At 71.6% G+C, this 17,457-nt stretch carries 10 protein-coding genes; 7 read left to right on the plus strand and 3 right to left on the minus strand.

The features are described from left to right. Positions 1-61 precede the first annotated feature (61 nt). From OHB41_RS31795 to serA, 6 genes are all read left to right on the plus strand, one after another. The gene (locus OHB41_RS31795) at positions 62-1,003 is read left to right on the plus strand and encodes a 2-hydroxyacid dehydrogenase (protein ID WP_266701529.1); all 942 of its coding nucleotides are present in this window, start codon (positions 62-64) and stop codon (positions 1,001-1,003) included. Positions 1,004-1,449: 446 nt separating this feature from the next. After that, the gene (locus OHB41_RS31800; protein WP_266706290.1) at positions 1,450-4,392 is read left to right on the plus strand and encodes a putative bifunctional diguanylate cyclase/phosphodiesterase; all 2,943 of its coding nucleotides are present in this window, start codon (positions 1,450-1,452) and stop codon (positions 4,390-4,392) included. 237 nt (positions 4,393-4,629) lie between these two features. Next, a complete protein-coding gene (locus OHB41_RS31805) occupies positions 4,630-6,486 on the plus strand; it encodes an acetolactate synthase large subunit (RefSeq protein ID WP_266701531.1) in 1,857 nt (618 codons plus the stop codon). A gap of 20 nt (positions 6,487-6,506) precedes the next feature. Then, positions 6,507-7,037 carry an acetolactate synthase small subunit gene (ilvN, locus tag OHB41_RS31810; protein WP_148010603.1) on the plus strand — a complete coding sequence of 177 codons (531 nt, stop codon included), beginning with the start codon at positions 6,507-6,509 and terminating at the stop codon, positions 7,035-7,037. 115 nt (positions 7,038-7,152) lie between these two features. Continuing rightward, positions 7,153-8,154: a ketol-acid reductoisomerase gene (gene ilvC / locus OHB41_RS31815; RefSeq protein ID WP_266701535.1), complete on the plus strand. Its 1,002-nt coding sequence runs from the start codon at positions 7,153-7,155 to the stop codon at positions 8,152-8,154. A gap of 434 nt (positions 8,155-8,588) precedes the next feature. After that, positions 8,589-10,178 carry a phosphoglycerate dehydrogenase gene (serA, locus tag OHB41_RS31820; RefSeq protein ID WP_266701537.1) on the plus strand — a complete coding sequence of 530 codons (1,590 nt, stop codon included), beginning with the start codon at positions 8,589-8,591 and terminating at the stop codon, positions 10,176-10,178. A gap of 190 nt (positions 10,179-10,368) precedes the next feature. Here the strand turns inward: serA and OHB41_RS31825 are convergent, their stop codons facing one another. After that, positions 10,369-13,380: a helix-turn-helix transcriptional regulator gene (locus OHB41_RS31825; protein ID WP_526024986.1), complete on the minus strand. Its 3,012-nt coding sequence runs from the start codon at positions 13,378-13,380 to the stop codon at positions 10,369-10,371. A 310-nt stretch (positions 13,381-13,690) separates the two neighbouring features. Continuing rightward, complete coding sequence (locus OHB41_RS31830; protein WP_266701541.1) at positions 13,691-15,244, minus strand: MFS transporter; 1,554 nt, start codon at positions 15,242-15,244, stop codon at positions 13,691-13,693. A 110-nt stretch (positions 15,245-15,354) separates the two neighbouring features. Here OHB41_RS31830 and OHB41_RS31835 point away from each other — a divergent pair, with 110 nt between their 5' ends. Further along, entirely contained in the window at positions 15,355-15,960 is a 606-nt protein-coding gene (locus tag OHB41_RS31835) for a TetR/AcrR family transcriptional regulator (RefSeq protein WP_266701543.1), read from the plus strand. Between the two features lie 70 nt (positions 15,961-16,030). Here the strand turns inward: OHB41_RS31835 and OHB41_RS31840 are convergent, their stop codons facing one another. Beyond that, positions 16,031-17,311, minus strand: coding sequence for a helix-turn-helix domain-containing protein (locus OHB41_RS31840; RefSeq protein WP_266701545.1), 1,281 nt, complete (start codon positions 17,309-17,311; stop codon positions 16,031-16,033). Positions 17,312-17,457: the final 146 nt, after the last annotated feature.

The following is a 17,457-nucleotide window of genomic DNA, read 5'->3' on the forward strand; positions in this document are numbered from 1 at the left end:
CCTCTCCTGCAACCCCAACCTAACCTCTGTACGTCCCGCTGCCTGACATAGCCTCCCGAGCATGACTTCCGATGTGTGGCTCCCCTTTCATGCCGACGAGATCAAGGGTCTGCCCGAAGGCCTCGACTACCGCTTCTGGGACGGCGGCCAGGAGTTTCCCGCGGACCCGGCCGACTGCGTGTTCTACGTCGTGCCCTACATGAAGCCGCCCGCCGTCGCCCAGCGGCCGATGGCCGAAATGACCTCCCTGCAGGCCGTGCAGACCCTCTCCGCCGGAGTCGACCACGTCCAGCCGAGCCTGAAGTCCCTGCGCCCGGGGGTGCAGTTGTGCAACGCCAGGGGGGTGCACGAGGCGAGCACCGGTGAGCTCGCCCTCGCCCTGATCCTCGCCTCGCTGCGGGGCATCCCCGACTTCGTGCGCGCGCAGGACAAGGGGGAGTGGCGCTCCGGGTTCCGTCCGGCGCTGGCCGACAAGTCCGTTCTGATCGTGGGGTACGGGTCGATCGGGTCCGCGATCGAGGACCGGCTCGTGCCCTTCGAGGTGGCGCGGGTGGCGCGCGTCGCGCGCTCTGAGCGCACCACGGCGCGCGGTCCGGTGCACCCATTCACGGAACTGCCCGCGTTGCTCCCCGAGGCCGACATCGTGGTGCTCTCCACCCCCCTCACCGACAGCACGCGCGGCATGGTGGACGCCGACTTCCTGGCCCGCATGAAGGACGGCGCGCTCCTGGTCAACGTCGCCCGCGGCCCCGTCGTCGACACCAAGGCCCTGCTCGCCGAGCTGGACGGCGGACGCCTCACCGCGGCCCTCGACGTCACCGATCCCGAGCCGCTGCCTCTGGGGCATCCCTTGTGGCAGGCGCCCGGCGTGCTCATCAGCCCCCACGTCGGCGGCCCCACGTCGGCGTTCCTGCCCCGTGCCGAGCGGTTGCTGGTCACGCAGTTGAATCGTTTCGTGAACCGGGAGCCGCTCGGCAACGTGGTCCTCACCACAGGCACGTAATCCGCTGCCGTCCGCGGCCGCGCCCGGGAAGGGGACACTCTCCGCATTCCCCCGGATGCGGGTCGTGTCCGCATCCCCGCTGGTCGTCACGGAGCGTAGAGGAACTATGTCCCTGAGTGACGAGACTGGTGTATCGTCCCGACAGGGGCTGCGCCGCGCACCGTTCGGCGCCGGGGATGGACATTCGGACTGCGAGGGGGGCGACGGGCGATGCACGGCCTATGGACGAACGATCCGACGCGGCGGGGCCGCCGACGACCCTGGCGCGCGGCCACGCGCAGCCGAGCCCACGGCGGACATCACCACCGCAGGCACGGCGCCCGCAGGAGGCATGCGCACCCAGCGTGCCCGGAGCAGCGGGACCCCGCTGTGCGGACCTGGTGGGACCGGTGAGTTCCCCCGGGGCGCTGCTGACCCGCCGTCCGGTACTCGGTGGCGGGACGGGTATGGTCTCGCAGCTCGTGCTGGCCACGGTGTGCGCGGGATACGCGGTCGGTTCCGCCTTCGGCTGGGGATCGGCGAACCTGGCGCTGATCATGGGCGACTTCGGGCTGAGCGCCGCCGCGGGCACCGCGGCCGTCTCCTGCTTCCTCTACGCCCACCACCGGCGCAGCCCCTTTCGACCCGCGTGGATGCTCTTCGCGGTCTCCTCCGCCATGGCCTCGCTGGGCAACGGCGTCTGGGGGTGGTACGAGATCGTCCTCGAGCGTCAGGTCCCGAGCCCCAGTGTCGCCGACATCTTCTTCCTGTGCTTCGCGCCGCCGGCCATCGTTGGACTGCTGGTGCTCGCCAAGAGGCCGGTGACCAAGGCCGGTTGGATGTGCCTGGCGCTCGACTCCTGGCTGATCGGCGGTTCCCTGCTCACGCTGTCCTGGAGTCTCGCGCTCGCCCAGGCGGCGAAGTTCGACGGTCCGAGCGTCGCGCACACCGCGCTCTCCCTGGCGTACCCCCTGCTGGACATCGCCCTGGTGAGCATGGTGCTGGCGCTGCACTTCAGGCGCTCCTCGCTGAACCGCTCGGCGGTGAACACCGCGATCGGCGCACTCGCCCTGACCGTCATGTGCGACGCCTTGTTCACGTCGCCCCTCCTGCACAACAACTACCACTCGGGGCAGCTTCTCGACGCGGGCTGGTTCGCCGGCTCGCTGCTCCTCGCCTACGCTCCCTGGGCCGGCACCCGGCACGGACAGCCGGACGCCGACGAACACGAAGGGAACGGGCCGCGCGGGCAAGGGCACGAACGGAGCGGGCACGGAAGGGACGGCTACCGCGAGGACGGGTACGCGCGCGTGGTGCACGAACACATCCCGGGCCGGCGGCCGGACGGCGGACACCCCGTCCCGCAGGGCGCGGACCACCACCGGTACGCGGCGCCCCGCCCGATCGCCGGATCCCTCGGCGCGCTCACGCCCTACCTGGCCGCCGCGGTCTGCACGCTGGGGATTCTCTACAACGTGCTCAACGGCCGCAGCGTCGACCGCGTGGTGCTCCTCACCGCGGGCCTGGTCGTGCTGGCCCTCGTGGTGCGCCAGGGCATCATGCTCCTCGACAACATCACCCTCACCCAGGAGCTGGCCCAGAAGGAGAACCACTTCCGCTCCCTGGTGCAGGGCTCCAGCGACGTCATCATGATCGCGGCGCCCAACGGCATCCTGAAGTACGTCAGCCCGGCAGCCGCCGGGGTCTACGGCCGCAGTGCGGAGGACCTCGTCGGCTCCGAGCTCGCCTCGCTCATCCACCCCGAGGACCTCGGCTGCGTGGTGCACGAGGTGCGCCGCTTCCTGGCCGCCAGTCATCTGCAGGAGCCCACCACGCGCATCGAGTGCCGCTTCAAGTCCGGCGAGGGCGGCTGGCTCAACGTGGAGTCCACCGTCAACCGGCACCACGGCGGCCTCATCTTCAACAGCCGGGACGTGACGGAGCGCGTGCGTCTACAGGCGCAACTGCAGCACAACGCCGAGCACGACCCGCTCACCGACCTGCCCAACCGCGCCCTGTTCACGCGGCGCGTCCAGCAGGCACTGTCCGGCCGCCGCTCCACCGACCGCGGCGCGGCCGTTCTCTTCATCGACCTCGACGGCTTCAAGGCGGTCAACGACACCATCGGGCACCAGGCCGGTGACGAGCTCCTCGTCCAGGCCGCCCGCAGACTCCAGGACTCGGTACGGCACGGCGACACCGCCGCCCGGCTCGGCGGAGACGAGTTCGCGGCCCTGATCGTCGGCGACGGCAACCGCGACCGTGCCGCGCGTGAGCAACAGATCATGGAACTGGCCGACCGGCTGCGGATCAAGCTCTCGCAGCCCTACGCCATCGACGGCAACGATGTCCGGGTGGCCGCGTCCATCGGCGTCGGCTTCGCCGAACCGGGGCTGGGCGCGGGCGAGTTGCTGCGCAACGCCGACCTGGCCATGTACCGCGCCAAGGCGGCGGGCAAGGGGCGCGTCGAGCTGTACGCACCCCAGATGCAGCAGGATGTCGTACGCAAGGCGGAGCTGGCGACGCGGCTGCGCTCCGCTCTTCAGGACGGCGAGTTCGCGCTGCTGCACCAGCCCGTGGTCTGCCTGGAGAACGGCCGGATCGCGACCGTCACCGCCCAGGCCCGCTGGCGTTCCTCCCAAGGGGTGCTCTTCACGCCCGCCGAGTTCCTGCGCGTCGCCGAGGACAGCGACCGGACCGCCGAGCTGGGCCGCTGGATCCTGGAGGAGGCGGTCGAGCAGGCCGCCGAGCGGGCCGCCGCGGGGGTCACGGTGCCCGTCGCCGTCCGGATGAGCGCCCGGCGCCTGCTGGACCGCTCGGCACCCCTCGGCTCCGTGGAGGCCCTCCTGACCCGGCACGGGCTCTCCTCGGGTGCCCTGATCGTCGAGCTGTCCGACGCCGATCCGCGGGTCCCCCTGGACGAGCTGGAGCGCCGGCTGAACGCGCTGCGGAGGGTCGGGGTCCGGATCGCCCTGGACGGCTTCGGGGGCGGCTGCGCCGCCATCACGGCACTCAGAAGGCTGCCCGTCGACTTCCTCAGGCTCGACCGGGGCCTGGTCGAGGGCGTCGTCGAGTCCGCCCGGTTGCACAAGATCACCAGCGGGCTGCTGCGGATCGCCACGGACCTCGGGCTGCAGTCCGTGGCCGACGGAGTGGACCTTCCCGAGCAGGTCGTGGCCCTGCGCGCGATGGGCTGTACGCACGGCCAGGGGATGGCTTTCTCCGGGCCCCTCGACGAGTACCGGCTGCGCAGAGCGCTCTCCTCCGGCCACTACCCGGTCCCCCACGGGCCGGCCGAGCCCGCGTTCGCGGGCGGCGGCGCGGGGGTGTATACGAGTGGTGTGCGCGCTGTTCTCGGGGGTGGTACCGCCCTCCGTTCACATAATGAGACTCCCGTCCCACCTACTTGACAGTCGATGCGTGCCGGGGGGAGGGTCAATGCCATGCGCACCCGAATTCTCGTACTTGGAAAGCGCGTCGGCTCAAGCTGGTGATCACCGGACCGACCCGGAACACCCAGCGACCGCACCCGGCGCGCTCCCCTCGCTTGCCTCACGGCACGAGGGGTTTTTTGTTGCACAGGTGACTGTCGACCAACAACCGCACACCGCACAAACCTCGCAAAAACCCTCAGCATCGAGAAGAGAATGACGATGACCGAGCAGGCCACCGGGGCCCATCATCCGCAGCCGCGGCCCCGTTCCGGAGGACAGCAGTCCGCGCCCGAACAGGTGACGGGTGCCAAGTCCCTCATCCGTTCTCTCGAGGAGGTAGGGGCCGACACGGTGTTCGGCATTCCCGGCGGCGCGATCCTTCCGGCCTACGACCCGCTGATGGACTCCCAGCGCGTGCGGCACGTGCTCGTCCGTCACGAGCAGGGCGCGGGTCACGCGGCCACGGGTTACGCACAGGCCACCGGCCGGGTCGGCGTCTGCATGGCGACCAGCGGCCCGGGTGCCACCAACCTGGTGACCCCGATCGCCGACGCGCACATGGACTCGGTGCCGCTCGTCGCGATCACCGGGCAGGTCGCGTCCAAGGCGATCGGCACGGACGCCTTCCAGGAGGCGGACATCGTCGGCATCACCATGCCGGTCACCAAGCACAACTTCCTGGTCACCAAGGCCGAGGACATCCCGAAGACGATCGCGGAGGCCTTCCACATCGCCTCCACCGGCCGCCCCGGCCCGGTCCTCGTCGACATCGCCAAGGACGCCCTCCAGGCGCAGACCACCTTCCAGTGGCCGCCCGCCATGGACCTCCCCGGCTACCGGCCGGTGACCAAGCCGCACGCCAAGCAGATCCGCGAGGCCGCCAAGCTGATCACGCAGGCGAAGCGGCCCGTCCTCTACGTCGGCGGCGGTGTCCTCAAGGCCCGTGCCACCGCCGAGCTGAAGGTCCTCGCCGAACTCACCGGAGCGCCCGTCACCACCACCCTGATGGCGCTCGGCGCATTCCCCGACAGTCACGAACTGCACGTGGGAATGCCGGGCATGCACGGTGCGGTCACCGCCGTCACCGCGCTGCAGAAGGCCGACCTGATCGTCGCCCTCGGAGCCCGCTTCGACGACCGTGTCACCGGCAAGCTGGACAGCTTCGCGCCGTACGCCAAGATCGTGCACGCCGACATCGACCCGGCCGAGATCGGCAAGAACCGCGCGGCCGACGTGCCGATCGTCGGGGACGCCCGCGAGGTCATCGCCGATCTGGTCCAGGCCGTGCAGAAGGAGCACAGCGAGGGGCACCGCGGCGACTACAGCGCCTGGTGGAAGGACCTCAACCGCTGGCGCGAGACGTACCCGCTGGGTTACGAGCAGCCCGACAACGGCTCGCTGTCGCCGCAGCAGGTCATCGAGCGCATCGGGCAGCTCGCGCCGGAGGGCACGATCTTCGCCGCGGGCGTCGGCCAGCACCAGATGTGGGCCGCGCACTACATCCAGTACGAGACCCCCGCGACCTGGCTGAACTCCGGCGGCGCCGGGACGATGGGCTACGCGGTGCCGGCCGCGATGGGCGCCAAGGCGGGGCAGCCGGACCGCACGGTCTGGGCGGTCGACGGCGACGGCTGCTTCCAGATGACCAACCAGGAACTCACCACCTGCGCCCTGAACAACATCCCGATCAAGGTCGCCATCATCAACAACGGCGCCCTCGGGATGGTCCGCCAGTGGCAGACCCTCTTCTACAACCAGCGCTACTCCAACACCGTGCTGCACAGCGGCCCGGGCGCGGACGGCAAGCAGCCGAGCGCGGGCACCCGCGTCCCGGACTTCGTGAAGCTGTCGGAGGCGATGGGCTGCTACGCCATCCGCTGCGAGTCCCCGGACGACCTCGACAAGGTCATCGAAGAGGCGAACTCGATCAACGACCGCCCCGTCGTGGTCGACTTCATCGTCCACGAGGACGCCATGGTGTGGCCGATGGTCGCCGCCGGCACCTCGAACGACGAGATCATGGCAGCCCGGGACGTCCGCCCCGACTTCGGCGACAACGAAGACGACTGAGAGAGAGCCGAGTCCGAACCATGAGCACCAAGCACACCCTCTCCGTCCTCGTCGAGAACAAGCCCGGTGTCCTCGCCCGGATCACCGCCCTGTTCTCGCGCCGCGGCTTCAACATCGACTCGCTCGCCGTCGGCATCACCGAGCACCCGGACATCTCCCGCATCACCATCGTGGTGAACGTGATCGAGGCACTGCCGCTCGAACAGGTCACCAAGCAGCTCAACAAGCTCGTCAACGTCCTGAAGATCGTCGAGCTGGAGCCCGGCGCGGCGGTGCAGCGCGAACTCGTTCTGGTGAAGGTGCGTGCCGACAACGAGACGCGCTCCCAGATCGTCGAGATCGTCCAGCTGTTCCGCGCCAAGACCGTGGACGTCTCCCCGGAGGCCGTCACCATCGAGGCCACCGGTGGCAGCGACAAGCTGGAGGCCATGCTCAAGATGCTGGAGCCGTTCGGCATCAAGGAGCTCGTCCAGTCCGGCACGATCGCGATCGGACGCGGGGCGCGTTCGATCACGGACCGGTCGCTGCGCGCGCTCGACCGATCAGCCTGAGTCCTGGAACGGGCGGCCGGTGACCGCCGACCGCCCGTATGCCGAGACCCGGAAACTTTCCCTCCCCCGCCCGCCGTACGGTGGGACGCGACACCGCACACCAAGGAGAACCCCAGTGGCCGAGCTGTTCTACGACGACGACGCCGACCTGTCCATCATCCAGGGCCGCAAGGTCGCGGTCATCGGCTACGGCAGCCAGGGCCACGCCCACGCGCTGTCGCTGCGCGACTCGGGTGTCGACGTCCGCGTCGGTCTGCACGAGGGCTCCAAGTCCAAGGCGAAGGCCGAGGAGCAGGGCCTTCGCGTGGTGACGCCGTCGGAGGCCGCCGCCGAGGCCGACGTCATCATGATCCTGGTGCCGGACCCGATCCAGGCCCAGGTCTACGAGGAGTCCATCAAGGACAACCTCAAGGACGGCGACGCGCTGTTCTTCGGTCACGGCCTGAACATCCGCTTCGACTTCATCAAGCCGCCGGCCGGCGTCGACGTCTGCATGGTCGCCCCGAAGGGCCCGGGCCACCTGGTCCGCCGCCAGTACGAGGAGGGCCGCGGCGTGCCCTGCATCGCGGCCGTCGAGCAGGACGCGACCGGCAACGGCTTCGAGCTGGCGCTGTCGTACGCGAAGGGCATCGGCGGCACCCGCGCCGGCGTCATCAAGACGACCTTCACCGAGGAGACCGAGACCGACCTGTTCGGTGAGCAGGCCGTCCTCTGCGGTGGTACCGCGGCGCTGGTCAAGGCGGGCTTCGAGACCCTGACCGAGGCCGGCTACCAGCCGGAGATCGCGTACTTCGAGTGCCTCCACGAGCTGAAGCTCATCGTCGACCTCATGTACGAGGGCGGCCTGGAGAAGATGCGCTGGTCGATCTCCGAGACCGCGGAGTGGGGCGACTACGTCACCGGCCCGCGCATCATCACCGACGCCACCAAGGCCGAGATGAAGCAGATCCTCGCCGAGATCCAGGACGGCACGTTCGCCAGGAACTGGATGGAGGAGTACCACTCCGGTCTGAAGAAGTACAACGAGTACAAGACCCAGGACCAGAACCACCTCCTGGAGACCACCGGCAAGGAGCTCCGCAAGCTCATGTCGTGGGTCAACGACGACGAGGCGTAAGCCGAACGGCCGAACGGGCCGGAGCGGACCTGCTCCGGCCCTTCGGTCTGACCCTGGGTAATGCCCGTGAGCGCGACGTTGTACACACCGTCCAGCCACGGACGAGTGATCCTTCCACAGAGGCGCAAGAAGACCCCTGTTACGGCACTACACTGCTGCACAACATACGCGTCAGGCCCACAGCGTCGTGCGTCTTCCACGCGGCTCGAGCGACCCCGAAGATCTGCAGGCACGCCCCCGCGCCGCCCGGCACGCACTCTCGCCGCACCGGTCACAGGCCCGAGTAGCTTCCGCTACGAGAGCCCCGTCCGGCAGACCGAGAGCACGCACCGGACGACGCGAGAACGCACCCGCACCTCCCCGAGGCCGCTACATCCCTCCACTCGCCCGCGGCCGTCGGGACGGCCGTCCGCATTGGACTTGTGAGGACTCACGTGAGCTCGAAACCTGTCGTACTCATCGCTGAAGAGCTGTCGCCCGCGACTGTTGACGCCCTTGGCCCGGACTTCGAGATCCGGCACTGCAACGGCGCGGACCGTGCCGAGCTGCTGCCCGCGATCGCCGACGTCGACGCGATCCTGATCCGTTCGGCCACCAAGGTCGACGCCGAGGCGGTCGCCGCCGCGAAGAAGCTGAAGGTCGTCGCACGAGCCGGCGTCGGCCTGGACAACGTCGACGTCTCCGCCGCCACCAAGGCCGGCGTGATGGTCGTCAACGCCCCCACCTCCAACATCGTGACCGCCGCCGAGCTGGCCTGCGGTCTGCTGCTGGCCACCGCGCGGCACATTCCGCAGGCCAACTCGGCGCTGAAGAACGGCGAGTGGAAGCGCTCGAAGTACACCGGCGTCGAGCTGGCCGAGAAGACCCTCGGCGTCGTCGGCCTCGGCCGCATCGGCGCGCTGGTCGCCCAGCGCATGTCGGCGTTCGGCATGAAGGTCGTCGCCTACGACCCCTACGTCCAGCCTGCCCGGGCCGCGCAGATGGGCGTCAAGGTCCTGTCGCTGGACGAGCTGCTCGAGGTCGCGGACTTCATCACCGTGCACCTGCCCAAGACCCCCGAGACGGTCGGTCTCATCGGCGACGAGGCGCTGCACAAGGTCAAGCCGTCGGTGCGGATCGTCAACGCCGCGCGCGGCGGCATCGTCGACGAGGAGGCGCTGTACTCGGCGCTCAAGGAGGGCCGCGTCGCGGGCGCGGGCCTGGACGTGTACGCGAAGGAGCCCTGCACGGACTCCCCCCTCTTCGAGCTCGACGAGGTCGTCTGCACCCCGCACCTCGGCGCCTCCACGGACGAGGCGCAGGAGAAGGCCGGTGTCTCCGTCGCACGTTCGGTGCGTCTGGCGCTCGCCGGTGAGCTGGTCCCGGACGCGGTGAACGTGCAGGGCGGTGTCATCGCCGAGGACGTCAAGCCGGGTCTGCCGCTCGCCGAGAAGCTCGGCCGCATCTTCACCGCGCTGGCGGGCGAGGTCGCGGTCCGCCTCGACGTCGAGGTGTACGGCGAGATCACCCAGCACGATGTGAAGGTGCTCGAACTCTCCGCGCTCAAGGGTGTGTTCGAGGACGTCGTCGCGGAGACGGTGTCGTACGTCAACGCCCCGCTCTTCGCTCAGGAGCGCGGTGTCGAGGTGCGCCTGACGACCAGCTCGGAGTCCCCGGACCACCGCAACGTCGTCACCGTGCGCGGCACGCTCGGCGACGGCCAGGAGGTCGCGGTCTCCGGCACGCTGGCCGGCCCGAAGCACCTGCAGAAGATCGTCGCCGTCGGTGAGTACGACGTGGACCTCGCCCTCGCCGACCACATGGTCGTGCTGCGCTACGAGGACCGTCCCGGTGTCGTCGGCACCGTCGGCCGCGTCTTCGGCGAGGCGGGCATCAACATCGCGGGCATGCAGGTGTCCCGCGCGGCCGCGGGCGGCGAGGCCCTCGCGGTCCTCACCGTCGACGACACGGTCCCGCAGGGTGTCCTCAACGAGGTGGCCGAGGAGATCGGCGCCACGTCGGCCCGGTCGGTGAACCTCGTCTGACGTCCGCCATCGAGGGCCGGGCCACCTTCGGGGGCCCGGCCCTCGCTCGTGCGCCGGTGGCGGCCGGTGGACGGATGGCCCGTCGGCCGGCGGCGGACGAGCTGCGGCAGATCGACATCGGCCGGGCGCGGACGGGGGACCGGCGGGGGCGGATCGGGCGGGGCTGACCCGCGGGTGCGGAGCCGGGGCCTCAGGCGGACGCGGTGGGCTCCGGTTCGATCAGGCCCTCGCGGTAGGCGATGGCCACCGCCTCCGTGCGGCCGGCGGCGCCCAACTTGCCGAGGATGTTGGAGACATGGACGCTCGCCGTCTTGCCGCTGATGAACAGCTCCTCGCCGATCTGGCGGTTGGTGCGGCCACGCGCGAGCAGCCGCAGGACGTCGCTCTCGCGGGCGGTCAGGGCGGCGATGCGGTCCGCGGCGGACGGTGAGCCGGCGAGACGGCCGCGCCGGATCAGGGCGTCCACCTCCTCGCGCAGCGGTACGGCACCGAGCCGGTCGGCGGTGTCACGGGCGGCGCGGGCCTGCGCGGCGGCCTCCTCGCGCCGGTCCGCGGCGACCAACGCCTCGGCGAACCGCCGTCTGGAGCGGGCCAGTTCGTACGGATCGCCGTAGCCGAACGCGCTGACGGCCGATTCCCACGCGGTGACGGCCCGTTCCCGCGCGGCGGCGTCCGTCTGCGGGTGCGCGCGCAGCCACTCCGCCTCGGCGCGGGCCAGCCAGGCGAGCCCTTCCGGGCCCTGCCGCGTCCCGTCCTCGCCCTTGGCGGCGGTGCTCCGGGCGACCTCCACCAGTTCGGACGCGGTGGCCGCCCAGCGCAGGGCTCCGGCCTCGTCGCCGGTCAGACGCAGCCGTACGGCCGCGTCGGCGACCGCGGAGAGCGCGAGCGCGGCGAGCCGCACCCCGACGTCGGGCCGCTCGCTTCCGGCACCGTCGCTGAGTGCCGCGAGGCTCTCCCGTGTTGCCGCGACGGCACCCTCCGCGTCCCCGCGCAGCGCCGCGGCGTCGGTCAGCACGATGCCCGCGACGAGTGAGGCCATCCAGTCGAACGGTCCGTCGAGCAGGGCGCGGGCCCGTTCGACGGCCCCCTGCTCGCCACGAGCCAGCGCGACGTACAGCGCGGGACCGGTGGCGAACCCGCCTGCCGGCGGCAGCCGTTCGGTGTCGGCGGCGGCCGCCCGGGCGCACTCGTCCCAGCGGCCCAGGGTGTAGAGGATCAGGGACTGGAGGTAGCGCAGCTCCAGCGCGTACGGCGAGGACAGGAGTCCCGAGCGGCCCGCACGCTCCAGCCCCTCGGAGAGCCAGGTCAGGCACTCGTCCAGAGCTCCGGACTCGTAGCACCCGATCGCCAGGTTGAAGAGCGCGCGCATCTCGACGGAGACGTTGCCCGCCTGCCGGGCCAGGTCACGGGCCCGCCGCAGCCGCTCCCGGCCCCGCGGGGTCCGCCGGTTGCCGCCGTCCAGACCGACGAGGGAGATGATCAGGTCGGCCTGGGCGTCGGGCAGCCGGAGTTCCTCGGCGGTGCGCAGGGCCTGCCGGGCGACACGCTGGGCGTCCTCGTCGTGGCCCATGTACCGCGCGGCCATGACATGGGTGGCCGCGGCCCACACCCAGGTGTGCGAAGGGGGCTCGGCCGGGATCATGGCCAGCGCCTCACTGCTGTACGTGTAGGCGGCCTTGGTGCTGTCGACGCGCATCAGATTGCCCGCGAGGGTGTAGCGGACGCGGGCGGCGAGCTCCGAGTCGGCGTCCGAGCCCGCCCGGGCGAGTGCGGCGCGGGTGAGGGAGACCGCCCGGTGGGCGTCGCCGGCGTGCGCGGCGGCCGCGGAGGCGCGCAGCGTGAGCGTCACGGGGCCGGAGGTCCGTGGGCGGGCGGCGGGGTCGACCGCGGACCACAGTTCGAGCACGGTCTCCAGGTGACGCAGCTCCTCGGCGGGCGCGCCGAGGACCTGGGCGTGGTCGGCGGCTTCCAGGGAGGCGGTGAGCGCCTCCGCCAGGTCGTGGCTCTCGCGCGAGTGGTGGGCGCGCTCGGCCGAACGGGCCTGCCCGCCAAGGAGTCCGGCGAACGTACCGTGCAGCCGGACTCGTTCGCCCGGCAGGAGATCGGCGTAGACGGCCTCTCGGGTCAGGGCGTGCCGGAAGGAGTACGTGCCGTCCTCGCCGGGGACCAGCAGCTGTCGTCCGACGGCCTCGCGCAGCGCCGACTCCAGGACGTCCTGCGGCAGTTGGAGGGCGTCGTGCAGCAGGTCGTGCTCGACGCGCCGTCCGGCGACCGCGGCCGTGCGCAGCACCTGCTGGGCGGTGTCGGACAGTTGCTCGATGCGGATGAGGAGTACGTCGGCGAGGCCGCTCGGCATGGCGGGGGCGGCCGGATCGACGTCGCCGGGCAGCGCGGCGAGCAGTTCCTCCGCGTAGAAGGCGTTGCCCTCGGCGCGTTCGACGATACGGCGGACGGTGGTGTCGGAGAGGACCTCCGCCCGCAGGGCGCGCACCAGGCGGGCCACCTCGGCGTCGGCCATCGGGCGCAGTTCGAGACGGTCCACGGAGGGCAGCCGGACCAGCTCGGCGAGCAGGGGGCGCAGGGGGTGGCGGCGGTGCAGGTCGTCCGCGCGGTAGGAGGCGAAGACGGCCAGGCGGTGGGCCGGGGCGCCGGGCGCCGCGTTCTGCAGGAGCCCGCGGCTGAGGAGGAAGCGGAGGAGGTCGCGGGATGACTGGTCGGCCCAGTGGAGGTCTTCGAGGACCAGGAGGAGGGGGGTGATGTCGGCGACGGCGGCCAGCAGGGCGGCCACCCCCTCGAAGAGCCGCAGGCGGCTGCCCGCGTCCGCGGTGCCGTCGGGGGTGCCGGGTCCGGTTCCGCCGCCGGTTCCGGTGCCGAGCAGTCGGTCGACCGCCGGGTGGGCGGCGAACGCGGCCGCGAACCGCTCGTCCGCGGCGAGTACGCCGAGGATCTCCGTGAACGGGAGGTAGGGCAGGCCCACGTCGCCGAGGTCCACGCAGTGGCCGGTCAGCACCGTCATGTCCGTGCGGGTGGCGTGGGCGGCGGCCTCCGTGAGGACGCGGGTCTTGCCGACGCCGGCGTCTCCGGAGACGAGCACCGCACGGGGGGTGCCGTTCCTGGCTCGGTCCAGCACGTCGGTGAGCCGGGCGAGTTCGCTGCCGCGGCCTATGAGCGGCGTACCGAATGTCTGTGCCACGACCACCATCCTGGCACGCGTCCCGTCCCTGGGGGGGGTCCGCCCAGGGACGGGACGCGTGCCAGGGGCGCTGCGCCCCCTGGATCCCCGCTTCGCCCGAAGGGCTCGTCCTCAAACTCCGGACGGGCTGAAATGCATGACCGCGGGCGCCGGCTTTCGTGGGCGACCCATCAGCGCGGGCTCGCACCCTCAGCCCGTCCGGAGTTTGAGGACGAGACCGTTCAGGCCGAAGCGGGGGTCTGGGGGCGGCAGCCCCCAGGGACGGGTAGGGGCGGTGGGGCGAGAACCCCGGGTGCCTAGGACGCGCGGCGCGCGCGTGTCAGACGGAAGCCTGCTCCCGCTGCGGCGCCCCGACCGCGTCCTCCCGCACCCGCACCCGCCGAAGCGTCGCCGAGGCGAGCACCGCCGCCCCCAGCAACAGCACCGCACCCGTGATCGCCGCCGCGTGCATCCCGTCGGTGAAGGCCTCGCGGGCCGCCCGGACCAGCGCCCCGCCCGTGTCGCCGGGCAGTCGGTGGGCCACCGCGAGGGCGCCGCCCAGGGTCTCGCGGGCCGCGTCCGGGGCGTCGGACGGAATCCCGTGCCGATAGACCGCCGTGCCGATCGAGCCCAGGACGGCCATGCCCAGCGCACCCCCGAACTCCGCGCCGGTCTCCAGCAGGGAGGAGGCGACGCCCGCGTTGGCGGCGGGGACCGTGCTCAGCGCGAGGTCCATCATCTGGGACATGACGACGACGATGCCGGCGGCGAGGACACCGGCTCCGGCGAGTGCCCACCACAGCGAGTCCGTGCCGGTGAGCGCCAGCAGCCCGTAGCCGCAGGCGCCGAGGACGAACCCGCCGGAGACGACATGGGCGCGGTGCACGCCCTTCTGCACCAACTGCGCGGCCACCGGCGCGGCGACGCCGACCAGGACCGTCGGGAGCAGCGCCCACAAGGCGGCCTCCATGGAGCTCTTGCCGAGCACCGACTGCAGGTACTGGGTGGTGAAGTACGCCGAACCCATCATCCCGAACGAGGAGACGAGGTTGAGGGCGACGGCGGGCGCGAAGCCGCGGCCGCGGAACAACTCGGGGGAGATCAGCGGGGATCCGGCGGTGCGCTGGCGCCGGACGAAGAGGGCGGTGAAGAGGAGGCCGACGGCGATGGAGAGGACGTACCCGAACTTCCAGCCCTCGGAGGGGATTTCCTTGATGCCGTAGATGACGGGCAGCACGGCCGCCATCGACAGCGGGACGCTCGGCAGGTCGAAGCGGCCGGGCCGCGGGTTCCTGGACTCGGTGAGCAGGACCGGGCCGAGGACCAGCAGCAGGGCCATCGCGGGCAGGTTGACCAGGAAGACGGAGCCCCACCAGAAGTACTGCACCAGGATTCCGCTCATCACCGAGCCGAGCGCGACGCCACCGGTCATGACGCCGGACCACAGGCCGATGGCCTTGGCACGCTGACCGGGGTCCGTGAACATCGTGCGGATGATCGCCATCGTCGACGGCATCAGGGTGGCGCCGCCGACGCCGAGGAGAGCGCGGGCCGCGATCAGTGTTCCCGCGCTGTCGGCGTAGGCGGCGAGGGCCGACGCCCCACCGAACGCGGCGGCGCCGAACAGGAGGAGCCTGCGGCGGCCGATGCGGTCGCCGAGCGATCCCATCGTCATCAGCAGGCCGGCGAGCACGAACGCGTAGATGTCGAAGATCCACAGCTGCTGGGTGCCGCTCGGTTCCAGGTCCGCACTGATCGCGGGGATCGCGAAGTAGAGGACCGACACGTCCATGGAGACGAGGAGCAGCGGAAGCATCAGGACACCGAGGGCGGTCCATTCGCGGCGGCCGGCGCGTGCGCCGGGTGCGGGAGTCGTGCGCGTCTGGTTCGTCATGACAGGGACTGTACGGACGTCTTAAACGCCTGTCTAGTACGTACGTTTAAGACGTCTGTGTGTGACGTGCGTCTGGGACGTCTGTATGAATCGAGGGTAGGGTGACCCGCATGGGACACCGTGAGGATCTGCTCGAAGGCGCCAAGCGCTGCCTGCTGGAGAAGGGGTTCGTGCGCACGACCGCGCGCGACATCGTGAAGGAGTCGGGGACGAACCTGGCGTCCATCGGCTACCACTACGGGTCGAAGGACGCCTTGCTCACCCAGGCCTTCGTGGAACTCGTGCAGGAGTGGGGCGAGAAGTCGGGCCATCATCCGGAGCGGGAGGACACCGCCGGGGGTTCCGTGGAGCGCTTCCACAGCGTGTGGGCGCGGATGCTGGATTCCTTCGAGGAGTACCGGCCCGTGTGGGCGGCCAGCATGGAGGTCGTGACGCAGGGGGAGCGGGTGCCGCAGCTGCGCGACCTGCTGGCGCAGACGCAGACCCAGGGGCGGGCCGGGCTGGCCGCGATGCTGCTGGGCCTGGACGAGGAGACCCTCGACGAGCGGACCGTGAAGTCCGTCGGCGGCTTCTACCAGGCGCTCCTCAACGGGCTGATGGTGCAGTGGCTCTTCGACCCGGCGAGCGCGTCGACCGCGGACGACCTCACGGACGGGCTGCGCCGCGTGATCGAGGCGGCGGAGGCGGCGCGACGGGACGGGACAGTGTCCCCGTGACCGTCCCCGGCGGCCCGTTCACCCTCCCGGGCGACTCCGGCCGGGCGGAGGAGCTGGTGCCCCGCGCTCCTCACAGCCGTGCCGCCTTGAGCGCCATGTGCAGCAGCAGGCGGTCCTCGCCGTCGTCCAGGTCGAGGCCCGTCAGCTGCTCGACGCGGGAGAGGCGGTAGTAGAGCGTCTGCCGGTGGATGCCCAGTTCGGCCGCGGTGCGCCCCGCCTGGCCCGCGCAGTCGAGGAACACCTCGGCGGTGCGCGCGAGTTCGTGGTGGGCGGGGGAGAGGAGGGCGTGGACGGCGGGGTCCCGGGCGGCCTCCGGAGGAAGAGCGGTGAGGAGGCGGTACGGGCCGATCGACGACCACTCGGCGACCGGGCCGAGGCGGGGCTCGGCGAGGACCGCGCGGGCGGCGGCGGACGCCTCCCGCCAGCCGGCCCCCAGCTCCGCGAGCCCCACCCGTGCCCCGGCGACCCCGGCCGCCGCCCGTGCTCCCGGGGCTCCGGTGCCTCCCGCGCGTTCCCCCTCCGCCTCCCGTACGAACCGGGCCGCCGCCGTCAGCGCCGGCGTCAGCACCTCGGCCGAGCGCAGCCGGACCAGCAGCGCCAGGCTCCAGCCGGGCTCCGTCCCTTCGCCGCCGGCAGCGGAGGAACCGCCGCTCCACGGCACCGTGCACAGGGCGGTGGCCCCCGGCACCGTACGGGCCGACGGGGCGTCGTCCGGGTCGGCCGAGGGCCAGGGCGCGACGCACACCAGCGTGTGCAGACCCTCACCGCGCGGGCCGAGCGCCGTCCGCAGTTCGGCCACGGCCATGTCCCGCTGCCAGCCCCGTTCGGCGGTGAGCACGGCCCGCAGTTCGCGGGTCAGGTCCGCGCCCGCCTGTGCCTCGTCCGCGAGCAGCGCCCCGATGCGGGAGGCCACCTCCATGGCGGCGGACAGCCGCTCCTGCGCCGGCCCGGGGTCGTCGTCCAGGAGCCACACGTATCCCAGCACGACGCCCCGATGGCGTACGGGGAGACAGACGCGTCCCCGGTAGACGCCCGCCTCCGGGGTCGGCGGAATACGGACCGGGGCCGTGGCCCGTGCGATGCCGAAGCCCTCGAACCAGGCGCGGACCGCCGGAGTGGAGCGGCGGGTGAGGATCGAGCGGGTACGGACGGGGTCGAGGGCTGCCGCGTCGAAATCGTCGTCGCCGTCACTCCCGTACGCGGCGAAGGCGATCAGCTCGAAGTCCCGGTTCTCCAGGGTCGCGGGGGCGTCGAGCAGCGCCGAGATCTCGTCGACCAGCTCCTGGTACTCACCACCGCCGGCCGTTCTGCCCGCCTTGAAATCGCCCGTCACACGGGCATTCTCCCCCATCTCCGGTAACCCTTCATACAGATGTCTGAGATCCAGGGCACGGATGCGTGACAGCTGTCGATGGCCGAGGATCAGGGGGATCCTTAGGTTTCACGGTGGTTCCCCGTGCCGTCCCCGCGTGTTGTCCGCGAGGGTTCGCGGCCGTC

This window comes from Streptomyces sp. NBC_01571, assembly GCF_026339875.1.
Lineage (GTDB): Bacteria > Actinomycetota > Actinomycetes > Streptomycetales > Streptomycetaceae > Streptomyces.